We start from the raw sequence: 23,640 nt of genomic DNA on the forward strand, positions 1-23,640 counted from the left end.
TTGGCTGAAAAACATCACTGTAGGAGCGGCCTTGCCGGGGCGCCGGACCGGCCGGAAAGGGCCGCAACGCGGCCCCAGGTTTTCAGCGTGTAAGCAGAAACCGCCGGGGCTGCTCTGCAGCCCTTTCCGGCCGGTCCGGCGCCCCGGCAAGGCCGCTCCTACAGTCTGGACGTGCAAGCCCGTTCAGTGGGCGATGCGCCGATTACTCGACGTTCAACACGCCACGACGCACCTGGTCACGCTCGATCGACTCGAACAGTGCCTTGAAGTTGCCTTCGCCAAAGCCATCGTCACCCTTGCGCTGGATGAACTCGAAGAACACCGGGCCCAGCAGGGTTTCCGAGAAGATCTGCAGTAGCAGGCGCTTGTCGCCGGCCTCGGAAGCACCGTCCAGCAGGATGCCACGCGACTGCAGCTGGTCGACCGGCTCGCCGTGACCCGGCAGACGCTCTTCGAGCATTTCGTAGTAGGTTTGCGGCGGTGCGGTCATGAAACGCATGCCGAAGCCTTTGAGGGCATCCCAGGTCTTGAGCAGGTCGTCGGTGAGGAAGGCCACGTGCTGGATGCCCTCGCCATTGAACTGCATCAGGAACTCTTCGATCTGCCCCGCGCCCTTGGACGACTCTTCGTTGAGCGGGATGCGGATCATGCCGTCGGGTGCGGTCATGGCCTTGGAGGTCAGGCCAGTGTACTCGCCCTTGATGTCGAAGTAGCGGATCTCGCGGAAGTTGAACAGCTTCTCGTAGAAGCCGGCCCAGTAGGCCATGCGCCCGCGATAGACGTTATGTGTGAGGTGGTCGATGATCTTCAGGCCAGCGCCGACCGGATTGCGGTCGACACCTTCAAGGAACTTGAAGTCGATGTCATAGATCGAGCTGCCTTCTTCGTAACGGTCGATCAGGTACAGCGGCGCGCCACCGATACCCTTGATCGCCGGCAGACGCAGCTCCATCGGGCCGGTCTCGATCTCTACCGGCTGGGCACCCAGTTCCAGGGCGCGGGCATAGGCTTCATGGGCGTTGCGCACGCGGAAGGCCATGCCGCACACCGACGGGCCATGCTCGGCGGCGAAGTACGAGGCAGCGCTTTTGGGTTCGTTGTTGAGGATCAGGTTGATGCCACCCTGGCGGTACAGGTGCACATTCTTGGAGCGGTGGGTCGCCACCTTGGTGAAACCGAGGATCTGGAAGACCGGCTCCAGCACGCCAGGGGTCGGCGAAGCGAGCTCGATGAATTCAAAGCCTTCAAGGCCCATCGGGTTTTCGAAGATATCTGCCATGTTCGTGTCCTCATCTGCAGCAAAAAACGGTTGGATTACTGGCTTGCGATGGCGAACGGAACAGGAGGCGAACAGGGGATGCCGCGCACGCTGCGGGCCAGATAGGCACCAATGATCAGCTTGAATGCAGGGTTTTTCATGGGGACCCATTCTCGGCGGGCTTGATCCTCCGGTTGGCGGAGAACCTTATTGTTGTATTCGTAACGCAATTCTACATTGCGTAAATTTGTTTGTCGCGTTTTAGTTCGTAAGCTTCACCGACAAACGGCTATCCTTGGCACTGACACGCCCGTCCGTCACTGGTTCACCTGCGCATGCCCCTGACCCCAAAACGCCCTCCCCGCTGGAGCTGGCGCATCCTGCTGCCCTGGATTGTCGGGGTGCTGCCGCTGGTCTGCGGGCTGGCCGTTACCCGCTGGCAGACCGAGCGCGAATTGCAGGCCAACAGCCTGGCCACCACACGCGAAGTGGTCAGGCACATCGAGATGATTCTAGACAGCCTGTCCAGTGCCGCGAATCACCTGTTGCCCAAGGCCGGTCAGCCCTGCGAACAGGTGCAGTTGGCACTGCGCATCGAAGTCACGCGCAATGCGTTCGTGCGCTCCACCAGCCTGTTCGACCGCGACAACCTGTATTGCACTTCGCTGTTCGGCGATTTCGACGAGCCGGTGAATGCGCGCGACTATACCGACGGGCAGCTCTGGCTGATGGACGGCAACTCCGTCACGCCGGGCCATCCACTGCTGGTTTACCGGGTCAGCCAGGGTGATCGCGGGGCGATCGCCACAGTGGACGGCAACCACCTGCTGACGGCCCTGCGCCTGATCGCTCAGGATGACGAGCTGTTGGTGCGGGTGGGCAGCCACTGGATGGGCCAGCAAGGCCTGGTGCAGCAAGGCACACCGCCCGTCGCTGCCAGCGCCCCTGCCACCGTCTCCTCGACACGCTACCCGTTCAGCGTGCAGGGCGGCTACGCCGCAGGCAAGCTGGGCGAGTTGATGCGCTCGCGCTACCCGGCCCTGCTCAGCTTGCTGCTGGTACTCGGCGTGGTGGCCGGCAGCGTCTGCCGCTGGCAGATACGCCGCGCCACCTCGCCTCGCGCTGAACTCGACCGGGCGCTCGAAGCCGGCGAGTTCCTGCCGTACTTCCAGCCGGTGGTGCGCAAAGGCGACTATCACTGGGCCGGTGTCGAGGTGCTGATGCGCTGGCAGCATCCGCGCGAGGGCCTGGTACGCCCGGACCTGTTCATCCCCTACGCCGAACACAGCGGGCAGATCGTCGCCATGACCCGCGCCCTGATGCTCAACACCGCACAAGCCCTGACACCCCATGTCGCGCTGCTGGATGACGGTTTTCACGTCGGCATCAACATCACCGCCGATCATTGCCGCGACCTTGGCCTGCTCGACGATTGCCGCACCTTCCTCCAGCACTTCCCCCCCGGCCGTGTGGTGCTCACCCTCGAGCTGACCGAGCGCAAACTGATCGAGCCCACCCCGGTAACCCTGGAGCTGTTCGAAAAGCTGCACGAGATGGGGGTCATGATCGCCCTCGACGACTTCGGCACGGGCCAGTCCAGCCTCAACTACCTGCGTCAGTTCAAGGTCGACTACCTAAAAATCGACCAGAGCTTCGTCGCCATGATCGGTGGCGATGCGCTGTCGCAACATATCCTCAACACCATTATCGAACTCTCGGCCAAGCTTGGTTTGGGTATCGTGGCCGAAGGGGTCGAGACCGCGGTGCAGCGCGACTACCTGGAGCGCCACGGGGTGGACTTCCAGCAAGGTTACCTGTTCGCCCGGCCAATGCCCGCCACCGAGCTGCTCACGGCATTGGCCACGCGCCCGGGCAGGCTGCGGTTGCCGCAGGACGCGCCCCCTGAGATCATGCGCGGCTGATCCGCCCGCTCACCCTTCCCGTTTTTCGAGGCATTCGTGTCAAAAGGCATCGTTTCATCGGTCATGGCGTCCTGTCTGTTCGCCGTGATGTATTTCTATACCTCCTTCCTCAAACCGCTCGACGGCGAGGAAATCTTCGGTTGGCGCACCCTGCTGACGCTGCCCTGCCTGACGTTGTTCATGTTGATTTCCAAAGACTGGAAGCGGGTTGGCGAACTGTTCGCGCGGGTCCGCCGCACACCTCTGCTGCTGCTGGGCATGGTCGGCACCTCTTGGCTGATGGGGGTGCAATTGTGGCTGTTCCTCTGGGCGCCGCTGCACGGGCGCAGCCTGGAGGTGTCGATGGGCTATTTCCTGTTGCCACTGGCGATGGTGCTGACCGGCCGCCTGGTCTACGGCGAACGCCTGTCGCGCCTGCAAAAGGTGGCGGTCAGCTGCGCAGCCCTGGGCGTGGGCCACGAGCTGTACCAGAACGGCAGCTTCGCCTGGGAGACCATCCTGGTGACGGTCGGCTACCCGATCTACTTCGTCTTGCGCCGACGCTGCCGCACCGACCACCTGGGCGGCCTGTGGTGCGACATGTGCCTGCTGCTGCCGTGGGCCCTGTACTTCGTGGTCCAGGGCCCGCTGTCAGCCGCGGACCTGGCGCAACACCAGAACCTCTACTGGCTGATCCCGCTGCTCGGGGCGATCAGTGCCAGCGCCCTGATCGCCTACGTGCTGGCCAGCCGCATGCTGCCGTTCAGCCTGTTCGGCCTGCTCAGCTACGTCGAGCCGGTGCTGCTGGTGGGCGTCGCCCTGCTGCTGGGCGAAACCATCGGCCCGGATCAGTGGCTGACCTACCTGCCGATCTGGGCCGCGGTGCTGGTGCTGGTGCTCGAAGGCATCAAGCACCTGCTGCGTCAGCGTCGGCGCTCGGTGTAAGGCGCACCTGGCGCACGCGCCGCTCCTCCACCGCCACCACGGTCATGCTCCAGCCGTTCCACTGCAGACGGTCACCGACCACCGGCAGGCGGTCGAGCAGGCTCATCACCAGGCCCGCGAGGGTCTGGTAGTCCTCGGTGGCACGGGCCACGAAGCCGGTACGCGCCTGCACCTGGGCCAGGTTCAGGGCGCCGCTGACGACGAAACCACCCGCCTCCTCCACCACGCCCGGCCCTTCGACCTCGCTGGCGTCCGGCAGCTCGCCGGCGATCGACTCGAGGATGTCGGTCATGGTCAGCACGCCGGTGAAATCACCGAACTCGTTGACCACGAAGGCAATGTGCGTCGACTGCCCACGCATCTGCTCCAGCGCGTTTAGGATGCTGAAGCTCTCCAGCAGGTTCAGCGGCGCCCGGGCCAGGGCCTCAAGGTCCGGCTCATTGCCGGCCAGCAGCTCCTTGAGCAGTTCCTTCTTGTGCACGAAGCCCAGCGGTTCCTCGATACGCCCGTCACGGATCAGCGGCAGGCGTGAGTAAGAGGAGTTGATCAACGCCTGGGTGATCACCTCGGCCGGTTGCGCCAGGTCGATGGCATCGACCTTGGCACGCACCGTCATCACCGTGCGGATCGGCCGCTCGGCCAGGTTCAGCACGCCGCTGATCATCACCCGCTCGCGACGGTCGAAGACCACTTGCTCGCTACCGTCCTCCACCAGGTCGGCGATCTCCTCGCCCACCTCGTCGGCCTCCACCCGGCGCCCGCCCATCAGGCGCAGCACGGCATGGGCGGTACGCTCACGCAGCGGTCGGTGCTGTTGCACACTGCGCTTGCGGCGGGCGCGGGCCAGCTGGTTGAACAGCTCGATCAGCAGCGAGAAGCCGATGGCCGCGTACAGGTAGCCCTTGGGGATATGGAAGCCCAGGCCTTCGGCGGTCAGGCTGAAGCCGATCATCATCAAAAAGCCCAGGCACAGCATGATCACTGTCGGGTGGGCGTTGACGAAGCGGGTCAGCGGCTTGCTGGCGACGATCATGATGCCGATCGAGAAGATCACCGCGATCATCATCACCGACAGGTGCTCGACCATACCCACCGCGGTAATCACAGCATCCAGCGAGAACACCGCATCGAGCACCACGATCTGCGCGACGATCGGCCAGAACGCCGCATGCCGCGTCACGCCGCCCGACTGGGCGACATGGCCCTCCAGCCTTTCGTGCAGTTCCATGGTGGCCTTGAACAACAGGAACACACCACCGAACAGCATGATCAGGTCACGGCCGGAGAAGGTCTTGCCGAACACCTCGATCAGCGGGGCGGTCAGGGTGACCATCCACGAGATGCTGGCCAGAAGGCCCAGGCGCATGATCAGCGCCAACGACAAGCCGATCACCCGCGCGCGGTCGCGCTGATGGGGCGGCAATTTGTCGGCGAGGATGGCGATGAACACCAGGTTGTCGATACCCAGCACCAGCTCGAGGACGATAAGCGTCAGCAGGCCCAGCCAGGCCGTGGGGTCGGCTAGCCATTCCATTAGCGGGTACTCACAAGGGCGGCGTCACGAGGACGTGGGAAGGATGGCCGGGACGGCCAGAAACTGGGGGGCTCCGCGAAGGTGCTCATATAGACCTTGATCAGAAAAAGGGATGACGATCCTACAATCGAAGCAGCTTTTCCCCACAGCGCGAAACTATTACAAAATCTGTAACAGAGGCCTTGAGCATTTTTGTTCAATACCTGCGCCGCATTTGTCGTCGATCATGGCGGCACTCCATCGTTGCAAGGAATCTGCGCATGAGCTTGTCCCTGTCCATGGCCGCCTTCGCCTTGGCGGCCTCGATTTCCCCAGGCCCGGTCAATATCGTGGCGCTGGGCAGCGGCGCCCGTCACGGCCTGCGCGCCAGCCTCGGGCACGCCGCCGGCGCCACCCTGGGTTTCTGCCTGCTGCTGGTGCTCACCGGCCTGGGCTTGCATGAGCTGCTGCTGCGCTGGCCGTGGCTGCAGCACCTGTTGCTGTGGGGTGGCGTGCTGTTTTTGTTGTACATGGCCTGGAAGCTGGCCAGTGACGATGGCCAATTGCAGGCCGACGCCGAACAACGGGCGCCCACTGCCTGGCACGGCGCGGCCATGCAGTGGCTGAGCCCCAAGGCCTGGTTGGCGGCGGTGGCCGGGGTGGGCGCCTATACCGCTGGCGAGCAGCAGCTGTTGTGGCTGTTCACCTGGATCTATGGGCCGATCTGTTTTGTCTCGGTGGCCAGCTGGGCGTGGGCCGGGAGTGTGATTCGCCAGTATCTGGGGGAGCCAAGGCGGTTGCGCTTGTTCAATCGCGGGTTGGCGGTGTTGTTGGTGGCGAGCGCCGGGTATCTGCTGGCAGGTTGAATGCCTGTCACGACCGCATCGCGGGGCAAGCCCGCTCCCACGCACCTCCGTGGGAGCGGGCTTGCCCCGCGATTATGTTGCCCGATAATGCCCCGGCGTCGCCGCCAGGTGCCGCTTGAACGCCCGTTGCAGATGCGCCTGGTCGGCGAACCCGGCCTCCAGCGCCACCTCGGCAATCGGCCGGCCCAGGCGCAGTTGGGCGCGGGCGTACTGCACCCGCTGGTCGAGCAGATAGCCGTGGGGTGTCAGCCCGAAGCGCTTGCCAAAAGCGCGAATCAGGTAGGCACGGGAAAGTCCCACTGCATTGCAGATGTCTTCGAGAGTCAGCGGATCCAGGCGATGGGCACGGATGAACGCGGCAGCCATTTCCAGCCGCGGATGCTCCACCCTGCGCTGGCCTGTTCGCTCATCGAAATACCCAGGCAGCGCTTGGAAGAATGCAACCAGCAGCGCCTCCTTGTCAGCGGCCGGTCGGTCATCGAACAGGCCCGCAAACACCTCGAGCAACCGCCCGTATAACCCCGAAGAGGTGCTGAGTGTCGCTTGCGGCAGGGCAAAACCATGCTGCTGCAACCACGGTAGGTCGACAAACAGCATCAGGTACGACCAGGGCTCCCCCTGGATCGGGTTGCAGGTATGCACCACGCCAGGGTTCATCAACACGGTGCTGCCGGCGCCGATCTCATGCCGGGCATCCCCCGTGAGGTAGCGACTGCGCCCGCCCGTGATCACACCGATCGAAAAGCTCTCATGGGAATGCGCGGCATAGCACACCTGGCGCCCATCCCCCACGCGCCGGGCCTCGACAAACGGCAAGGCAGGGTCACGCCAAAACCGCGAGGCCTCGATCATCGCCCTGCCCTCACCCTTCCCCGCCCTGCACCACCACCAGCAACTGGGCCTGGCGTTCGCCCACCGAGCGCAGGCGGTGTGGAGTCTGGGCGTTGAAATGCAGGGCGTCGCCCGCGTCCAGCAACACCCGCTCGCTCATGAAGTCCACCTCCACCTGGCCCTCGTGGACGAACAGGAACTCCTCGCCCTCGTGCTCCTTGAAGGTCGGATCGGTGAACACGGTGGGGGGCTGAATCAAGAACGGCAACAAGCTGCGTTGGCCAACCTGGGAGGTGAGCACCGCGTAACCCGGCCCTTGGCCATTGCCGACCAGCGCCTGGCGCTCGCCGCGACGAACCAGGCTATAGCGCGCCTGGCCTTCCTGCTCGCCGTCGAACAGCTCCTCGACATTGACGTTCAGCGCCCGCGCCAGTTTCAGCGCGGCAGCAATCGACGGCGTATTCAGGCCACGCTCGACCTTGGACAGGTAGCTCTTGGTCATGCCGGATTTTTCAGCCAGCACCTCAAGGGTGATCCCCAGTTTCTTGCGCAGCAATTTCAGTCGGATAGACATGTGAAGCGGCTTTCCCGGACAAACGCACTTGCTAATGACACTTTGTGTCATATAGGATTATTTGTGTCATCTGATGGACCGCCCCTCCACCGTCGAAAGTAAGGGGGCGGGCCAGCCGAGACATCCACCATCACGCCACAGAGGATCACTCCCCATGGCCAACACCCTGACACACAGCAAAGACCAACTGGTGCAAAAGGCTCTGACGCAGATGCAAGGCTCGCTCGCGGATAATACGTGGACTGTGCGCGAAAAGCTGGCCCTGACCTGCCGAATTCTGTTCGACCATGGCCACGACTCGGGCCTGGCCGGGCAGATCAGCGCCCGTGGCCCGCAACCGGGCACCTTCTATACCCAGCAGCTGGGGCTGGGCTTCGACGAGATCACCGCCGGCAACCTGCTGCTGGTCAACGAAGACCTGGAGGTGCTGGAAGGCCAGGGCATGCCCAACCCGGCCAACCGCTTCCACAGCTGGGTGTACCGCGCCCGCCCGGATGTGAACTGCATCATCCACACCCACCCCACCCATGTCGCCGCGCTGTCGATGCTCGAAGTGCCGCTGGTGGTGTCGCACATGGACCTGTGCCCGCTGTACGAAGACTGCGCGTTCCTCGAAGCCTGGCCCGGCGTGCCGGTGGGCAACGAAGAAGGCGAAATCATCAGCGCCGCCCTGGGCGACAAGCGCGCCATCCTGCTCTCGCACCATGGCCAACTGTCCACCGGCGCCAGCATCGAGCAGGCCTGTGTCTACGCCCAGCTGATCGAACGCGCCGCGCGCCTGCAACTGCTGGCCATGGCCGCCGGAACCATCAAACCGATCGCCCCTGAGCTTGGCCGCGACGCCCACGACTGGATCGACCGGCCCAAGCGCCATGGCGCCGCTTTCAACTACTACGCCCGGCAGGCCCTGCGCCAGCACGCCGATTGCCTCGCCTGACTCTACCCTGCCTTGCTTGCGGAGCCCTTCAGAATGACCACTCAATTCCATGGCATCATCGGCTACACCATCACCCCGTTCAACCACGACGGCGAGCAGCTCGACCTGCCCGCCCTGGGCCAGTCCATCGACCGTCTGATCGACGGCGACGTACAAGTGATCGCACCGCTGGGCAGCACCGGCGAGGGTGCCTACCTCAGCGACAGCGAATGGCAACAAGTTGCCCAGTACAGCCTGGAGCGCATCGGCAAGCGCGTGCCGAGCATCGTCAGCGTCTCTGACCTGACCACCGTCGGTGCCGTGCGCCGTGCGCGCTTCGCCCAGCAACACGGCGCCGATGCGGTGATGGTGCTGCCGGCCGCGTACTGGAAGCTCAGCGAAGCCGAGATCCTTCAGCACTACCGCACCATCGGCGCGGCCATCGATATCCCGATCATGCTCTACAACAACCCCGCCACCAGCGGCACCGACATGCCGGTGGAGCTGATCCTGCGCATCGTACGCGAGGTGGACAACGTCACCATGGTCAAGGAGAGCACCGGCGACATCCAGCGCATGCACAAGCTGCAGCTGCTCGGCGAGGGCCAGGTGCCGTTCTACAACGGCTGCAATCCGTTGGCGCTGGAGGCCTTCGTTGCCGGGGCCAAGGGTTGGTGCACGGCGGCGGCCAACTTGATTCCCGCGCTGAACCAGCAGCTGTACCAGGCGGTACTGGCGGGCGACCTTGCCCAGGCGCGGGCGCTGTTCTACCGCCAGTTGCCACTGCTGGACTTTATCCTCAAGGGTGGCTTGCCGGCGACCATCAAGGCCGGGTTGGGCATGACTGGGCTGCCGGTGGGCGAGCCACGGCGGCCGGTGTTCGGGTTGGATGAAGCGGGCCGAGCGAAGCTAAGCGCACTGCTCGATGGCTTGCGCCAGCCGAACTGACGCAAGTCCAGCCAGACGCTTTGTGCACGCGTGAGGGCGGGCTCGGTGTAACGCCGCCCTCACACCTCAATCACAGCGTTTCCTCGGCGCCGCGAACCCCGTCACGGGCATCGGCATCACCTGATGTCCCTGACCTATCGGCATCAGCACACGAACATCGAAGCGACAGACCGGCCGCATGTTCTCGCCTTGCCCGACGGCCCCCATGCCGATGGTCACTTCATAGTCGCGCCCCGCCTCGAGGTTATAGACCCGGGCCTGCTCGTCGCAGTAGATGCCCCTGCCCAGCGACGTGCCCATCCCAGCCCCCAGGGTAGCGAGCTGAAACGGCGCTGTAGTCGGCACCCGGTACTCGGCGACCACCTCTTCGACGCGGCCTTCGGCATTGCGCACGGTGGGCGTCAGGCTGAGCAAGGGTGGCGAAAGGCGCGGCGGCATGCCCAGCTTGGCGGGTGCCAAGGGGTACTGTGGGTGGTTCTCCAGTGCGCGACCCGCCGAGAAGTGACCGGCCTGGGCCATTGTGTGACGCACGCTGGGTGCACAGCGGGCAGTGATGCTGTCACCAAACACATCCGAGTTGCTGATGACCCGCATGCGCGCGGAGGGTGTCGAGCCGGCCGGCTCCTGGTAAGGCTGTGTGGGGATGCCGGAGCAGCCCGCCAGCGAGAAAACGATCAGGGTGCACATACACGCCGAAACCTTGTTCATCGAAGCTCCTGAGAAGGCCAAACCTGCCACCTGGCCAGCATGACGGCGAAGGAAGGTTTCACCTGCCCAGAATCAGCCCTGCCGACAGCGTCTTAGTCCAGCAGATCCTTGGCGTTCTGCCAGTAGACGCTGCCAGGCAGGCTTCAGGCGTCAGGATGGCCTTCCCAATTAAAGCCTCCAGTCCAGGCTGACCATCATCGTCCGTGGCTCGCCGTGATACACCCCGTTATAGAAGCCCAGATTGTTGTAATAGTGCTCGTCGAACAGGTTCTTCACGTTCAGCGATGCCGACAGGTGCTCGTCAAACTGATACCGCGCCATCAGCCCCACCACCGAGAAGGCCTTCTGGCTGATCTCGTCGCGCACCGTGATGATCGAACCGTTCGCCGCCCGCCCCACGGGCCGGTTGGCCTGCTTGTGGGTATCGCTCTGCCAGTCCAGGGTGCCGCCCACGGTCAACGCCGGGGTCAGCTTGTAGGTGCTCGAGAAACGCACCAGGTTCAGCGGTTGCTCGGGGTTCTTGCGCTGCTTGTCGGCGTTGGCCGCGTGGGTGTAGCTGTAGCCCAGGCTCATTTGCCAGTCGGGGCGCACCTCGCCGGCAATCTCGGCCTCGAAGCCTTCGACCACGTTGCCCTTGCCGCCGGATTTGTAGAACACCTCGTTGCCGTTGGGCGGTACCGAATCGTCCTGCTCGGCGACGTTGTCCTGTTTGCTGCGGTACACCGCGCTGCTGAGGTTGAGCCGGTCGTCCATCAGGCTGCCTTTGACGCCCACTTCGTAGACCTTGCCGACGATGGGTTCGAGGTACTGGCGGTTTTTGTCACGTACCGATTGCGGGTTGAAGATGTCGGTGTAGCTGGCATAGACGGTGTACTGCTCGGTGAGGTCGTACAGCACCCCGGCATACGGCGTCCACTGGTCGTTCTGGGTCTGCTTGCTGGGCGTCAGTTCGGTGCCATTCTGCGCCGCGTCGTAGGCCCATTCACGGCTCTCGGTCTGCCAGCTGCCATAGCGGCTGCCGAGCACGAAGTGCAGGCGGTCGGTGGGGTTGAGCCGGGTGGCGATATAGCCGGCCTTCTGTTTGATGGAATTACGCGAGGCATCGAGCCCGGTATCGATATCCTGGAACTTGGCGATGCTGCTCATGTACTTCCAGTCCGGGATCTCCCGGTAATCGTCGGGCAGTGGCCCGCCGATCAAGTATGGCGACGTGTCGCGCCGCTCGGATTCACCATAACCGACCATGAAGTCGTGGCTGCGCCCGAACAGCTGGTAAGGGCCTGCCAGGTTGAAGTCGATGGCGTCCATCTGCTCTTCGCCACTGAAATGCTGATACCAGGCTTTCATGCCGCTGCGGTCGGCGGCGGGGAAACCGTTGCCGCCGTAGTACACCTTGCCATCGCTGTCGGACTCGCGATGGGTATAGGCGAGCTTGAGCAGCCAGTCGTTGGCCAGGCGTTGGTCGAGGGTGGCGAACACCGTCTGGTCTTTCAGCGGCCACGACGACCAGGGCGCGGCCAGGTTGGTCGAGCGCGGCAGGTCGGCCTTGCCGCCGGTGGCGTTCCAGTACGGCACGGTGCCCCAGGAGGCCCCTTGTACGTGCTTGTTCTGATAGTCGTAACCCACCGCCATTACGGTGCTGTCAGTCAGGTCGGCCTCGAGGATGCCGTAGGCCACCTCACGCTGGCTGGCATATTTGTCCATGAACGACTGGCTGTCACGGTAGGCCAGCACCGTGCGCCCGCGCAGGCGCCCTTCCAGGCCCAGCGGGCCGCCGACATCGAGGTAACCGTGGTAGTTGTCGTAGCTGCCGGCACTGGCGCCAGTGCTGATCGCCAGCTGCGAGGTCGGGCGCTTGCGCACCATGGCGATGGTGCCGGACGGGTCGCCCGCCCCGGTGGTCAAGCCGGTGGCGCCACGCACCACCTCGATACGGTCGTAGATGATGGTGTCCGAGTCGGACTTGAGGCTCGAGAAGGTATTGAGCATTCCATCGATCTGGAAGTTGTTGATCGAATAGCCCCGTGAATAATAAGCCGGCCGCTCGGAGTCGTTGCGCTGCACGGTGACGCCGGTGACATGGGCCATGGCTTCGGAGAGCGTGTCGAGCTGGAAGTCGTCAAGCTGCTGACGGGTCAGCACCGAGACCGATTGCGGGGTGTCCTTGATCGACAAGTTAAGGCGCGTCGCAGCGCTCATGCTGCCGGTGGTGTAGGAGCCGCTGTGCTCGGTGGTGCTGCCCAGGCCCTGGGCGAGAACTTCGGTGGTGCCGAGTTCCAGCACGTTGTCGTCGGACCGCGTTTCGGTCTCTTCTGCCTGCGCAAGCGGGCTGACGGCGGTGGCACACAGGCCCAGGGTAAGGGCCATGGAACGGCTGATGGGCGCGAACATCGCTGCCTGTCTCCTTGTTCGTTTCGATGAAAGTCCTTGGCTGCCGACCAGGCGGCATTCACATGAAAACGAATCGCACATGCGAATCATTATCGATATGTCATCGAAACGTAAAAAAGGGCGGTGCCTGACCGCCCTTCCCTGTCACTACCCGAGCCTCACGGCATCACGGGCGGCACGTACTGCAAGGTCGTACCCAGCGCCCACAGCAACACCAGCACCAGCGGCACATGCACCAGCAGCTGCACGAACGAGAAGCCGATCAGGTCGCGGGCTTTCAGGCCCAGCACGCCCAGCAGCGGCAGCATGTAGAACGGGTTGATCAGGTTCGGCAGCGCCTCGGCGGCGTTGTAGATCTGCACCGCCCAGCCCAGGTGGTACTGCAGATCGTTGGCCACCAGCATCACGTAGGGCGCCTCGATGATCCACTTGCCACCGCCGGACGGGATGAAGAAGCCCAGCACCGCCGAGTACACCCCCATCAACAGCGCGTAGGTGTCATGGGTGGCGATCTGGGTGAAGAACACCGAGATGTGGTGGGCCAGGGTCGCGCCGTCGACACCCTTGACCTGGGTGAGGATGGCGGCGATCGAACCGTACAGCGGGAACTGGATCAGCACCCCGGTGGTGGTCGGCACCGCGCGGGCCACGGCATCGAGGAAGCTGCGCGGACGCCAGTGCAGCAAGGCGCCGAGCATGATGAACAGCAGGTTGTAGGTGTTCAGCCCGGAGATCGCGGTGATCGCAGGCTTGGTGGCGAACTCCTGGTACAGCCAGCCGCCGGCCAGGGCCACCAGCAGCAGGATCAGGATCGGGCTGTACTCCAGCCACTCGCCCGGGCGCGTGCGCTGCGGCGCGGGCGGCGCGCTGAAGCTGGGGTCGACGCCGCAGTCTTGCGCACTGCGAGCGCTGTTCGGCCCTGGTGCGGTGGCATAGGCGATCACCAGCGAGACGATCACCAGCGCCGCCAGCATGACCCCGGACTGCCAGAGGAAGATGGTTTCGGTGAACGGGATGACCCCGGTGATGGACAGGATCGACGGCGGCAGGCTGGCCGGGTTGGCTTGCAACTGCGCGGCCGACGACGACAAGCCCAGCGCCCATACCGCGCCAAGGCCCAGGTAGGCGGCGGCACCGGCAGCGCGATAGTCCATCTTCAAGTCGGTGCGGCGGGCCAGGGCGCGCACCAGCAGGCCGCCGAACACCAGCGACAGGCCCCAGTTGAGCAATGAGGCGAGCATCGAGATCAGCGCTACCCAGCACACGGCAGAACGGCCGTTTTTCGGGATGCGCGCCAGGCGGTCGATCAGCCGCGCGGCGGGTGGCGAGCTGGCCACCACGTAGCCGCCGATGACCACGAAGGCCATCTGCATGGTGAACGGGATCAAGCTCCAGAAGCCATCGCCGAAGGCCTTGGCGGTGTCGGTGGGCTTGGCGCCCATCACCAGTGCGCCCAGGCACACCAGCATCACGGCCAGGGCGGCGAACACCCAGGAGTCGGGGAACCAGCGCTCGGCCCAGTTGGAGCAGCGCAGGGCAAAGCGGGCGGAGCGGCTGTCTTGGATATCAGCGGCCACGGGGTTTTCCTTTTATTTGTTTTTTTTGATTTTCAACACTGAAGTAACGCAAAAACCCTGTGGGAGCGGCATCGTGGGAGCGGGCTTGCCCCGCGATAGCGCCCGACCGGGCGATCGTGGCACCTGGTCTGACGTCATCGCGGGGCAAGCCCGCTCCCACGGGTCCGCACCCACAGGGCGGGTGATGCTTGATTAGAAAGTCATTTCCTTCACATCGTCCGGCACGATCAGCTTGCCGGCGGTTTTCTCGATGATCTCTTCGACACTCACGCCCGGCGCGGTCTCGCGCAGGATGAAGGCACCGTTTTCGATTTCCAGGTAGGCCAGGTCGGTCAGCACCTTGCGGATGCAACCGGCGCCGGTCAGCGGCAGGCTGCACTTGGGCAGCAGCTTGGACTCGCCATCCTTGGAGGCGTGGGTCATGGTGACGATGATGTTGTCGGCACCGGCCACCAGGTCCATGGCGCCGCCCATGCCCTTGACCAGCTTGCCGGGGATCATCCACGAGGCGATGTTGCCCTCCACGTCCACTTCGAAAGCGCCGAGCACGGTAAGGTCGACGTGGCCGCCACGGATCATGGCGAAGGATTGCGCCGAGTCGAAGATCGACGCGCCGCGGCGGGCGGTGACGGTCTGCTTGCCGGCGTTGATCATGTCGGCGTCGATGGTGGCTTCGGTGGGGAATTCGCCCATGCCCAGCAGGCCGTTTTCCGACTGCAGCATCACGTCCATGTCGGCAGGCACGTAGTTGGCCACCAGGGTGGGGATGCCGATACCGAGGTTGACGTAGTAGCCGTCTTTGAGTTCACGGGCGACGCGTTGGGCCATTTGTTCGCGGGTCAGTGCCATGGTCAGGATCTCTTTTTTGTTCTTGAGGATGGCGCTCAGGCCTTGACGGTGCGCTTTTCGATGCGCTTCTCGAAGGTGCCGACGATGACCCGGTCGACGTAGATGCCCGGGGTGTGGATCTCACTGGGCAGCAGCACGCCGGGCTCGACGATCTCTTCGACCTCGACCACGGTGATCTTGCCGGCGGTGGCGGCCAGCGGGTTGAAGTTCTGCGCGGTGTTGCGATACACCACATTGCCGTAGTGGTCGGCTTTCCAGCCCTTGACGATGGCGAAGTCGCCGGTGATCGACTCTTCGAGGATGTACTTGCGGCCTTTGAACTCGCGCACTTCCTTGCCGTCGGCGACCGGGGTGCCGTAGCCGGTGGCGGTATAGAAGGCTGGAATGCCGGCGCCGCCGGCGCGCATCTTCTCGGCCAGGGTGCCTTGCGGGGTGAGCTCCACTTCCAGTTCGCCGCTGAGCAGCTGGCGTTCGAATTCGGCGTTCTCGCCCACGTAGGAGGCAATCATCTTGCGGATCTGCCGGTCTTCCAGCAGCACGCCCAGGCCGAAGCCATCGACGCCGCAGTTGTTGGAGACCACGGTCAGGCCCTTGACGCCCAGGCGCTTGATCTGGGCAATCAGGTTTTCCGGGATGCCACACAGGCCGAAGCCGCCGGCCAGCACCGTCATGTTGTCGGTCAGGCCTGCCAGGGCCTCTTCGTAGGTTGCTACACGCTTGTCCAGTCCGGCCATGCTCAGTCGCCTTTTGTAGTTGTTGGAACCGTGCGGTCATCTTCACTGTAGTCGACTGATTTGTTAATTTTGTTTTCGTCATCGATTGATAACTTTTGCAAAACAAAGGCCAAGCCCGCCATGAACGTCAAGCAACTGCGCGCCTTCGTCACCGTGGCCAAGTACCAGAGCTTCGCCCAGGCCGGCGAGCACCTGCATGTGTCGCAACCGGCCCTGAGCCTGACCATCAAGGCGCTGGAGGACAACCTCGGCGGCGCCCTGCTCACCCGCACCACCCGCAGCGTCAGCCTCACCCCCGAGGGCGAGGTGCTGCTGCCCCTGGCCCGGCGCCTGCTGGCCGACTGGGACGACACCGAAGAGATGCTGCGCCAGCGCTTCACCCTGCAGCTGGGCAGGGTGTCGGTGGCGGCCATGCCCTCCTTCGCCGGCAACTTGCTGCCGCAGTCGCTGAAAGTGTTCCGCCAGCGCTACCCGAAAGTGAACGTCACCGTGCACGACGTGATCAACGAACAGGTGCTGGAACTGGTGCGCCACCGCCGCGTCGAGCTGGGCATCGGCTTCGAGCCCGACGGCAGCGAGGCGCTACGCTTCCACCCGTTGTACATGGACCGCTTCGTCGCCGTGGTGCCCGCCGACTCGCCCCTCGCCCGTCAGCCCCAGGTGCGCTGGCACGAGCTGTTGGCAGAAGACTTCATCGCCCTGCAACGGCCGTCGGCAGTGCGCCTGCTGCTCGAACAGCACCTGGTGGCCGGGCACGGCAAGCTGGCGGTGGCCTTCGAGAGCCACCAGCTGTCGACCATCGGCCGCATGGTCGCCAGCGGCCTGGGCGTGAGCGCCGTGCCGGCGCTGTGCATCGGACAGATGCAAGAGCTCGGCGCACGCTGCGTGCCGCTGGTCGAACCTACCGTGGAGCGGCGCATCGGCGTGATCGCCCTGGCCGACCACAAACTGTCACGGGCCGCCGAAGCGCTGCTCGACGTGCTGCTGACCCATACCCATCCACAGGAGGTGACATGCGTTACGTGAATCTGGCGGGAACCCGCGTGCCGGCCATTGGCCAGGGCACCTGGTACATGGGCGAAGACCCAGGCAGCAAAGCGGCCGAAGTGGCGGCCCTGCAGCAGGGCATCGAGCTGGGCCTGAGCCTGATCGATACCGCCGAGATGTACGCCGAGGGCGGTGCCGAGCAGGTGGTCGGCCAAGCCATCGCCGGGCGTCGCGACCAGGTGTTCCTGGTCAGCAAGGTCTACCCGCACAACGCCAGCCGGCGCGGCGTACCGACGGCGTGCGAGCGCAGCCTCAAGCGCCTGGGTACCGAGTGCATCGACCTGTACCTGCTGCATTGGCGCGGACAGTATCCGCTGGAGGAGACCGTCGAGGCCTTCGAGCGCTTGATCGAGCAAGGCAGGATCCGCCGCTGGGGCGTGTCCAACTTCGACCTGGATGACCTGCAGGAACTGGACAACCCGGCCTGCGCCACCAATCAGGTGCTGTACAACCCGGCCGAGCGTGGCATCGAGTTCGACCTGCTGCCCTGGAGCCGCCAGCGGCAGCTGCCGACCATGGCCTACTGCCCACTGGCCCAGGCCGGGCGACTGCTGCATCACCCGGTGCTGGTTGAAATTGCGGCGCGTCATGCTGCGACGCCGGCGCAGGTGAGCCTGGCCTGGGTCACGCGTGGCGAAGGGGTGATTGCGATTCCCAAGGCGGTGAGCCCGGCGCATGTGCGCTTGAATGCAGCGGCGGGCGACTTGGTGCTGACCGAGGCGGACTTGCAGGCGATTGACCAGGCGTTTGCGCCACCGACGCGCAAGCAGCGGTTGGCGATGGTGTAGGGCCCATCGCGGGGCAAGCCCGCTCCCACGCAGGTTACGTGGGAGCGGGCTTGCCCCGCGATTGCGGTCAATGAAAGTCGCGACTGCGCACATCCAGCCCCTGCAGCAAGGGGCTGATGTCCTCCAACCGCCGGGCGATCAGGTGACGCACGCCCTGCTCCTGCTCCAGCCGCCCGCTCACCTTGAGCAACCGCGCCCCCACCAACGCCCTTCGCTGCCGTTCGGCCAGCTCTCGCCAGACCACCACATTGACCATGCCATGCTCGTCCTCGAGGGTGACGAAGGTCACGCCGCTGGCCGTTTGCGGCCGTTGGCGGCCAACCACGATGCCGGCCACGGCAATGCTGTCGCCATGCCCGACGTCGGTCAGTTGCGCTGAACTGCGACAGCCCAAGGCGCGCAGGCGCGGGCGCAGCAAGGCCAGCGGATGCGGGCCGAGCGTAGTGCCGAGGGTGTCGTAATCGGCCACCAAGTCCTCGGCCACGCTGGGTACGGGCAGCTCGACCGGCGTTTCTGGTGCTGCTTCGACCTGGGCGAAAAGCGGTAGTTGCGCCTGCACTGCCGCCACCTGCCAGCGCGCCTGATGCCGATCGCGGGCCATCGCGCGCAGTGCACCGGCATCGGCAAGCTGGGCACAGGTGCGGCTGTCGAGCCCGGCACGCAGGCACAGATCCTCGACATCGCGCCAGGGCCGTTGTGCCCGGGCCTGGTCCAGGCGCCGGGCATCGCCTTCGGCAAAGCCGCGGATCTGCCGCAACCCCAGGCGGATGGCCAACGCGCCCTCGCCCACCGGCTCCAGGGTGCAGTCCCATTGGCTGTGCTCGACATCCACCGGGCGCACCTCGATGCCCTGCCGACGCGCTTCCTGCAACAGCTGGTCGGGGCTGTAGAAACCCATGGGCCAGCTATTGATCAAGGCACAGGTGAAGATCGCCGGCTCGTGGCATTTGAGCCAACTGCTGGCGTAGCACAGCAGGGCGAAACTGGCGGCGTGCGACTCGGGAAAACCATAGCTGCCGAACCCCTTGATCTGCTCGAAGATGCGCTCGGCAAAAGCCAGTTCGTAGCCATTGCGCAGCATGCCTTCGATCAGCCGGACCCGGTGGGGCTCAAGGCCGCCGTGGCGCTTCCAGGCCGCCATGCTGCGGCGCAGCTGGTCGGCCTCGCCGGGGCTGTAGTCGGCAGCGACCATGGCCAGTTCCATCACCTGCTCCTGGAACAGCGGTACGCCCAAGGTACGGTCGAACACTTCGCGCAGTTTTTCCGAGGGGTAGCTGACCGGTTCCTCGCCCAGTCGGCGGCGCAGGTAGGGGTGGACCATATCGCCCTGGATCGGCCCTGGCCGCACGATCGCCACTTCGATTACCAGGTCGTAGAAGGTAGTGGGTTTGAGTCTGGGCAACATGGCCATCTGCGCCCGCGACTCGATCTGGAACACGCCCATGGTTTCGGCACGGCTGATCATGGCGTAGGTGGCCGGGTCTTCTGCGGGGATGCTGGCCAGGGTCAGCTCACGCCCACGGTGCAGGGCAATCAGGTCGAAACAGCGACGCAGCGCGCTGAGCATGCCCAGCGCCAGCACATCGACCTTGAGCAGGCCGACCATGTCCAGGTCGTCCTTGTCCCACTGGATCACCGTGCGGTCTTCCATCGCCGCGTTCTCCACCGGCACCAGCTCGTCCAGGGGCTGCTGGGAAATGACGAAACCACCCGGATGCTGCGACAGGTGCCGAGGGAAGCCGATCAGCTCGCCGGCCAGTACCAGGATGCGCCGCAGCGAGGGGCTCTGTGCATCGAAACCGGCCTCGGCCAGGCGTTCGGCATCGGGAATGCGGTCGCTCCAGCGCCCGCAACACTTGGCCAGGGCGTCCACCTGATCGGCGGGCAACCCCAGCGCACGTGCCACATCGCGCACCGCCCCGGCAGCGTGGTAACTGCTGACCACTGCGGTGAGCGCGGCCCGGTGGCGGCCATAGCGGCGAAACACGTACTGGATCACTTCTTCGCGGCGGTCGTGCTCGAAGTCCACGTCGATGTCCGGTGGCTCGTTGCGCTCGCGTGACAGAAAGCGCTCGAACAACAGGCGGTGCACCGTGGGGTCGAGCTCGGTGATGCCCAGCACGTAGCACACCACCGAGTTGGCCGCCGAACCGCGGCCCTGGCAGAGGATGTGCTGGCTGCGGGCAAAGGCGACGATGTCGTGCACGGTGAGGAAGTAGCTGTCATAGCCCAGCGCCTCGATCAGCCCGAGCTCCTTGTCCAGCAGGCCGCGGACCTTTTCGGTGACCCCGCTGGGCCAACGCCTGGGCAGGCCCTGTTCGCACAGGTGGCGCAGCCAGCTGGCTGGCGTGTGAGCCTCGGGGACCAGCTCACGCGGGTACTGATATTTCAGCGCCGAAAGATCGAAGCTGCAGCGCTCGGCGATAACCAGGGTTTCGGCCAGCAGGTGCGCTGGATAGAGTTCGTGCAGTTGATCGAGCGGGCGCAGATGACGCTCGCCATTGGCGAACAGGTAACGCCCCGCCTCGGCCACCGGGCAATGGGCGCGGATCGCGGTGATGCAGTCCTGCAGCGCGCGACGCCCGCGCACGTGCATGTGCACATCGCCGCAGGCCACCAGCGGCACGGCCAGCTGTGCGCTCAAGGCGTACAGCTGGGCCAGGCGTGCGCCATCGTCGGCTGCGCGATGCAGATGCACGGCCAACCACAGGCGTTCACCGAACAGCACATGCAGTTGCTGCCCGACACTGACAGGCGCATCGGGCTCAGGCACCCACAACGCCAGCAAACCCTGATGATGGGCTGCAAGGTCCTCGGCCAACAGCCGGTAGCTGCCTTTTGGCGCCCGGCGCCGTGCAAGAGTGATCAGTGCGCACAGGTTCTGGTAACCGCCGAGGTCCTGCACCAGCAGCACCAGCTTCGGCCCCTGCTCCAGCCGCACTTCACTGCCGACGATCAGCTTGAGGCCATGCTCACGGGCTGCCTGCCAGGCCCGGACGATGCCTGCCAAGGTGCACTCGTCAGTGATCGCCAGGGCCTGGTAGCCCTGCTCTCGGGCACGGCGAAACAGTTCGTCGGCACTGGAGGCACCGCGCTGAAAGCTGAAGTTCGACAGGCAATGCAGCTCTGCGTAGCCCTGGCCGTTCACGCGAACCAGCCCTGCAACCACAGCGGCCCGGGGGCCGCGAGGTCGCGGAAGGCCCAGCCGTGCAGTCCATCGCGGGTTTCGATGCGGTAGTAATCACGCCGCACATCGCCACCGTCCCACCAACCGGACTCGATGCGCTCGGCATGCCCCAGCAGTTGCACGCCAGCCTCGGGCAGCGCTTGGGGTTCAGGCAGCAGCCAGCCGGGGCGGCTGCCCGGTGCCATGACCAACTGGCCTTGGGCGCCCTGCTCCACGCCCTGCCAGGCACATTCAGGACGGTGATCGGCTTCGGCGCGCAGGCCCTTGACGGCTTCATCGCCAAGGCGTGCACGCAGGCGTTCGCGCAGTTGCTCCCAGGGTTGTGCCTGCTGGGCGCGTGGGTCGAACAATGCCTGATGCTGGGGCATGAACGGCGGCAGATCGGCCGCCACCAGGCGCAGGTTGCGTACCGGCGCCGGAATGCGCAGCGGCTCCAGGCGCCCTCGCGCCAGTTCGAAGAGCATTGCAGCATCACGCTCGGCAGCCAGCAGGCCAACCTGGAGCACGGTATCCGGGCCCTCGGCGTGCTCCAGGTAAAGCTCGAAGCGCTGCACACCGCAATCACGCCCGGCGAGGAACGCCGCCAGGTCGTTGAGCAGCCGGCGCAAGGGAAACAACAGGGCCTGGTGCGATTCGACATCGAAGTTCAGCTCCAGCCGTGCTTCGAAGTGCTCAGGCGGTTGGTAGAACGCCAGCCCCAGCGAGCGCAGGCCAAGCAGTTGGTCCAGGTGCAGTTGCACCTGGCTGCTGAAGCGTCGGGCCAGGGCATCACGGGGCAGCGCCACGACCTGGCCCAGCCGGTGCAGGCCCATGCGTGCCAAGGCCACACTGGCCTCAGGTGGCAGGCCGGCCCGTTCGATGGGCAGGTCGAGCAAGGCTGCCCGGGTCTCGTCGGAGCTGTTCACGGCCAGCCCATCGTGGGCATTGGCGAGCATCCGCGCCGCCACCGGGTTGCTGGCCAGCACGATGCGCTGGCGCAGGCCCAACCCGGCCAGCTCATCACGCAGGCGCGCCTCTAACAGGGGCCAGGGCCCGAACAGTTGCAGGCTCGATCCCACCTCCAGCAGCAGCGCACGCGGATAATGCAGGCTGACCTGGGCACTGAACCGGTAGGCCCAGGCGGCCAGCAGCTGCTGCAACTTGTCGATGCTCGCGGGCTCGACTTCGACGCAGGTGAATCCATCGGCCAGGGCGCGGGCAGCGGTCAGCGGCTGCCCGGCGCGCAACCCCAGCCTGGCGGCGGCCGGGCTTACCGCCTGCAGCACACGCCGCTGGCCATGCCCGCCCAGCAGCACCAGTGGGGTGTCAGGGTCGTCGCGTTGGCGCAGGACGCTGTCCAGCGCCAACTGCGGGAACAGGATGCAGGCCCAGAGCATGGTGCTTCAGCCCCGGGCGATGGGGTTGGCGGGGGGCAGGCCACCCCGGCACTTGAGCACCCGCCACTGGGCCGGACGGGTGTCGATGGCGATCCGCAGCGCGGCGGGTGACGGGTTGAGTGCGGCCTGCTGCGGGCGGCAGGCAAACGCCAGTGCGTTGCCGGTTTCCGCCGCCACCTGCAGGCGACGCAAGGCCTTGTCATCGGCGCGCTCCGGCCAGCAAACCACCGCCGCGCAGCTGCCCGAGCGCAGGCATTGCTCGGCGGCCCACAAGGCATCGTCGCGCGCGCTGTCGACCTGCACCAGCCAGCGCAGGTCGACACCCGCTGCCTGCCAGGCCGGAGCATAGGGAATAAAGGGTGGGGCCACCAGCACGACCCGCTCACTGGCTGCGCTCAACCGTGCCAGCGTCGGCCAGAGCAACTGCAGCTCACCCACACCTGGGCTGGCCAACAACAATTCGCTCAATGCCGCCGCCGGCCAGCCGCCTTCTGGCAGCCGTGCATCGAGCGCGGCATGCCCGCTGGGCTGTAAGCCAAGCGGCCGAGCCTGGGCCTGTCGGCCGCGCCACACCTGGCGCTGGTCGAGCAGCCGGTCGAGGTCGACCACCGCGCCCATCAGTCACGCCTCAGCAAGCCACAGAACACGCCTTCGATGAAGAATCCGTGCTCGGGGCCTACGTCGATGGGTTGATAGTGCGGGTTGCGGGGCAACAAGCGGTAACCGTCACGGGTGTGCTGCAAGCGCTTGATGGTGACCTCGCCGTCGAGCCGGGCGACCACGATCTGGCCGTCGCGCGCCTCGCCCTGCTGACGGATGCCGACCAGGTCGCCATCGAAGATGCCGTCATCGACCATCGAGTCGCCACGCACCTTGAGCAGGTAGTCGGGGGTACGGCGGAACAGGCTCGGGTCGAGCAGCAACTGCTCGTGAATATCGAGATCGGGGCCGATTGGTGCGCCTGCGGCGACCTGGCCGAGCACCGGCAGTTCGAGAATCTCAGGCCGGCGCAGCGGCTCGGCCAGGCGGATACCGCGCGCCTGGTTGGGGGTGACGTCGATGAAGCCGCCCTGGCACAGGGCGGTGATGTGTTTGCGCGCCACGCTGCGTGAGGCAAAACCGAAGCGCTCGGCGATATCAGCCAGCGAGGGCGGCTGGCCATGTTCGGTGATGCGCTCACGAATGAAATCGAGAATGGCGCGGCGTTTGGGGGTCAGATTGTCCATGGAGC

At 65.2% G+C, this 23,640-nt stretch carries 20 protein-coding genes; 7 read left to right on the forward strand and 13 right to left on the reverse strand.

Features of this window, described 5'->3' with window-relative positions:
• Nucleotides 1–202 precede the first annotated feature (202 nt).
• On the reverse strand, nucleotides 203–1,279 hold the full coding sequence (hppD, locus tag F6X61_RS19230; protein ID WP_153787963.1) for a 4-hydroxyphenylpyruvate dioxygenase: 1,077 nt from the start codon (nucleotides 1,277–1,279) through the stop codon (nucleotides 203–205).
• A gap of 314 nt (nucleotides 1,280–1,593) precedes the next feature.
• On the opposite strand from hppD, the gene F6X61_RS19235 reads away from it, so the two are divergent.
• Together F6X61_RS19235 and rarD are read left to right on the forward strand one after the other, a co-directional pair.
• Nucleotides 1,594–3,180: an EAL domain-containing protein gene (locus tag F6X61_RS19235; protein ID WP_153787964.1), complete on the forward strand. Its 1,587-nt coding sequence runs from the start codon at nucleotides 1,594–1,596 to the stop codon at nucleotides 3,178–3,180.
• Nucleotides 3,181–3,216: 36 nt separating this feature from the next.
• Complete coding sequence (gene rarD / locus F6X61_RS19240; protein ID WP_153787965.1) at nucleotides 3,217–4,104, forward strand: EamA family transporter RarD; 888 nt, start codon at nucleotides 3,217–3,219, stop codon at nucleotides 4,102–4,104.
• On the opposite strand, the gene F6X61_RS19245 is transcribed toward rarD, so the two are convergent.
• Nucleotides 4,067–5,638 carry a TerC family protein gene (locus tag F6X61_RS19245; protein ID WP_153787966.1) on the reverse strand — a complete coding sequence of 524 codons (1,572 nt, stop codon included), beginning with the start codon at nucleotides 5,636–5,638 and terminating at the stop codon, nucleotides 4,067–4,069. The two genes, rarD and F6X61_RS19245, sit on opposite strands and share 38 nt — an antisense overlap.
• A gap of 260 nt (nucleotides 5,639–5,898) precedes the next feature.
• On the opposite strand from F6X61_RS19245, the gene F6X61_RS19250 reads away from it, so the two are divergent.
• Entirely contained in the window at nucleotides 5,899–6,483 is a 585-nt protein-coding gene (locus F6X61_RS19250) for a LysE family translocator (RefSeq protein ID WP_110992597.1), read from the forward strand.
• 72 nt (nucleotides 6,484–6,555) lie between these two features.
• Here the strand turns inward: F6X61_RS19250 and F6X61_RS19255 are convergent, their stop codons facing one another.
• Together F6X61_RS19255 and F6X61_RS19260 are read right to left on the reverse strand one after the other, a co-directional pair.
• A complete protein-coding gene (locus tag F6X61_RS19255) occupies nucleotides 6,556–7,335 on the reverse strand; it encodes an AraC family transcriptional regulator (protein WP_153787967.1) in 780 nt (259 codons plus the stop codon).
• A gap of 10 nt (nucleotides 7,336–7,345) precedes the next feature.
• Nucleotides 7,346–7,888 (reverse strand): helix-turn-helix domain-containing protein, encoded by a 543-nt coding sequence (locus F6X61_RS19260; RefSeq protein WP_153787968.1) that lies wholly within the window; start codon nucleotides 7,886–7,888, stop codon nucleotides 7,346–7,348.
• A gap of 154 nt (nucleotides 7,889–8,042) precedes the next feature.
• On the opposite strand from F6X61_RS19260, the gene F6X61_RS19265 reads away from it, so the two are divergent.
• Complete coding sequence (locus F6X61_RS19265) at nucleotides 8,043–8,825, forward strand: aldolase (protein WP_153787969.1); 783 nt, start codon at nucleotides 8,043–8,045, stop codon at nucleotides 8,823–8,825.
• Between the two features lie 33 nt (nucleotides 8,826–8,858).
• Nucleotides 8,859–9,752 (forward strand): dihydrodipicolinate synthase family protein, encoded by an 894-nt coding sequence (locus F6X61_RS19270; protein ID WP_153787970.1) that lies wholly within the window; start codon nucleotides 8,859–8,861, stop codon nucleotides 9,750–9,752.
• Between the two features lie 66 nt (nucleotides 9,753–9,818).
• Here F6X61_RS19270 and F6X61_RS19275 read toward each other — a convergent pair whose 3' ends face one another.
• The 5 genes from F6X61_RS19275 to F6X61_RS19295 all read right to left on the reverse strand — a co-directional run bounded on the left by F6X61_RS19275 (nucleotide 9,819) and on the right by F6X61_RS19295 (nucleotide 16,011).
• Nucleotides 9,819–10,460 carry a hypothetical protein gene (locus F6X61_RS19275; protein WP_153787971.1) on the reverse strand — a complete coding sequence of 214 codons (642 nt, stop codon included), beginning with the start codon at nucleotides 10,458–10,460 and terminating at the stop codon, nucleotides 9,819–9,821.
• Between the two features lie 168 nt (nucleotides 10,461–10,628).
• On the reverse strand, nucleotides 10,629–12,851 hold the full coding sequence (locus F6X61_RS19280) for a TonB-dependent siderophore receptor (protein WP_153787972.1): 2,223 nt from the start codon (nucleotides 12,849–12,851) through the stop codon (nucleotides 10,629–10,631).
• Between the two features lie 158 nt (nucleotides 12,852–13,009).
• Entirely contained in the window at nucleotides 13,010–14,428 is a 1,419-nt protein-coding gene (locus F6X61_RS19285; protein ID WP_153787973.1) for a short-chain fatty acid transporter, read from the reverse strand.
• Between the two features lie 192 nt (nucleotides 14,429–14,620).
• Nucleotides 14,621–15,277, reverse strand: coding sequence for a CoA transferase subunit B (locus F6X61_RS19290; protein ID WP_125463893.1), 657 nt, complete (start codon nucleotides 15,275–15,277; stop codon nucleotides 14,621–14,623).
• A 35-nt stretch (nucleotides 15,278–15,312) separates the two neighbouring features.
• Nucleotides 15,313–16,011 (reverse strand): CoA transferase subunit A, encoded by a 699-nt coding sequence (locus F6X61_RS19295; protein ID WP_125463892.1) that lies wholly within the window; start codon nucleotides 16,009–16,011, stop codon nucleotides 15,313–15,315.
• A gap of 120 nt (nucleotides 16,012–16,131) precedes the next feature.
• Here F6X61_RS19295 and F6X61_RS19300 point away from each other — a divergent pair, with 120 nt between their 5' ends.
• Complete coding sequence (locus F6X61_RS19300) at nucleotides 16,132–17,037, forward strand: LysR family transcriptional regulator (RefSeq protein WP_110995782.1); 906 nt, start codon at nucleotides 16,132–16,134, stop codon at nucleotides 17,035–17,037.
• Nucleotides 17,025–17,846, forward strand: coding sequence for an aldo/keto reductase (locus F6X61_RS19305; protein ID WP_153787974.1), 822 nt, complete (start codon nucleotides 17,025–17,027; stop codon nucleotides 17,844–17,846). The genes F6X61_RS19300 and F6X61_RS19305 overlap by 13 nt, the downstream gene beginning before the upstream one ends.
• Before the next feature lie 67 nt (nucleotides 17,847–17,913).
• Here F6X61_RS19305 and F6X61_RS19310 read toward each other — a convergent pair whose 3' ends face one another.
• From F6X61_RS19310 to lexA, 4 genes are read right to left on the reverse strand one after another with little or no spacing between them, the layout of a single operon-like run.
• Entirely contained in the window at nucleotides 17,914–21,015 is a 3,102-nt protein-coding gene (locus F6X61_RS19310) for an error-prone DNA polymerase (protein WP_218575547.1), read from the reverse strand.
• Nucleotides 20,991–22,409, reverse strand: coding sequence for a DNA polymerase Y family protein (locus F6X61_RS19315; protein WP_153787976.1), 1,419 nt, complete (start codon nucleotides 22,407–22,409; stop codon nucleotides 20,991–20,993). Before F6X61_RS19315 ends, F6X61_RS19310 begins: the two co-directional genes overlap by 25 nt.
• 6 nt (nucleotides 22,410–22,415) lie before the next feature.
• Nucleotides 22,416–23,027, reverse strand: a complete 612-nt coding sequence (imuA, locus tag F6X61_RS19320; protein WP_153787977.1) for a translesion DNA synthesis-associated protein ImuA — start codon at nucleotides 23,025–23,027, stop codon at nucleotides 22,416–22,418.
• Nucleotides 23,027–23,635: a transcriptional repressor LexA gene (lexA, locus tag F6X61_RS19325; RefSeq protein ID WP_153787978.1), complete on the reverse strand. Its 609-nt coding sequence runs from the start codon at nucleotides 23,633–23,635 to the stop codon at nucleotides 23,027–23,029. The genes imuA and lexA overlap by 1 nt, the downstream gene beginning before the upstream one ends.
• Nucleotides 23,636–23,640 lie beyond the last annotated feature (5 nt).

Source organism: Pseudomonas sp. EMN2 (assembly GCF_009650555.1).
GTDB lineage: Bacteria > Pseudomonadota > Gammaproteobacteria > Pseudomonadales > Pseudomonadaceae > Aquipseudomonas > Aquipseudomonas sichuanensis.

Bases quoted from the DNA above. Each gene is read 5' to 3' on its own strand.
- F6X61_RS19245 (WP_153787966.1), bottom strand. From the start codon at position 5,638: ATGGAATGGCTAGCCGACCCCACGGCCTGGCTGGGCCTGCTGACGCTT.
- F6X61_RS19295 (WP_125463892.1), bottom strand. From the start codon at position 16,011: ATGGCCGGACTGGACAAGCGTGTAGCAACCTACGAAGAGGCCCTGGCA.
- imuA (WP_153787977.1), bottom strand. From the start codon at position 23,027: ATGGGCGCGGTGGTCGACCTCGACCGGCTGCTCGACCAGCGCCAGGTG.
- hppD (WP_153787963.1), bottom strand. From the start codon at position 1,279: ATGGCAGATATCTTCGAAAACCCGATGGGCCTTGAAGGCTTTGAATTC.
- F6X61_RS19235 (WP_153787964.1), top strand. From the start codon at position 1,594: ATGCCCCTGACCCCAAAACGCCCTCCCCGCTGGAGCTGGCGCATCCTG.
- F6X61_RS19275 (WP_153787971.1), bottom strand. From the start codon at position 10,460: ATGAACAAGGTTTCGGCGTGTATGTGCACCCTGATCGTTTTCTCGCTG.
- lexA (WP_153787978.1), bottom strand. From the start codon at position 23,635: ATGGACAATCTGACCCCCAAACGCCGCGCCATTCTCGATTTCATTCGT.
- F6X61_RS19305 (WP_153787974.1), top strand. From the start codon at position 17,025: ATGCGTTACGTGAATCTGGCGGGAACCCGCGTGCCGGCCATTGGCCAG.
- F6X61_RS19280 (WP_153787972.1), bottom strand. From the start codon at position 12,851: ATGTTCGCGCCCATCAGCCGTTCCATGGCCCTTACCCTGGGCCTGTGT.
- F6X61_RS19315 (WP_153787976.1), bottom strand. From the start codon at position 22,409: ATGCTCTGGGCCTGCATCCTGTTCCCGCAGTTGGCGCTGGACAGCGTC.
- F6X61_RS19300 (WP_110995782.1), top strand. From the start codon at position 16,132: ATGAACGTCAAGCAACTGCGCGCCTTCGTCACCGTGGCCAAGTACCAG.
- F6X61_RS19270 (WP_153787970.1), top strand. From the start codon at position 8,859: ATGACCACTCAATTCCATGGCATCATCGGCTACACCATCACCCCGTTC.
- F6X61_RS19265 (WP_153787969.1), top strand. From the start codon at position 8,043: ATGGCCAACACCCTGACACACAGCAAAGACCAACTGGTGCAAAAGGCT.
- F6X61_RS19260 (WP_153787968.1), bottom strand. From the start codon at position 7,888: ATGTCTATCCGACTGAAATTGCTGCGCAAGAAACTGGGGATCACCCTT.
- F6X61_RS19250 (WP_110992597.1), top strand. From the start codon at position 5,899: ATGAGCTTGTCCCTGTCCATGGCCGCCTTCGCCTTGGCGGCCTCGATT.
- F6X61_RS19290 (WP_125463893.1), bottom strand. From the start codon at position 15,277: ATGGCACTGACCCGCGAACAAATGGCCCAACGCGTCGCCCGTGAACTC.
- F6X61_RS19255 (WP_153787967.1), bottom strand. From the start codon at position 7,335: ATGATCGAGGCCTCGCGGTTTTGGCGTGACCCTGCCTTGCCGTTTGTC.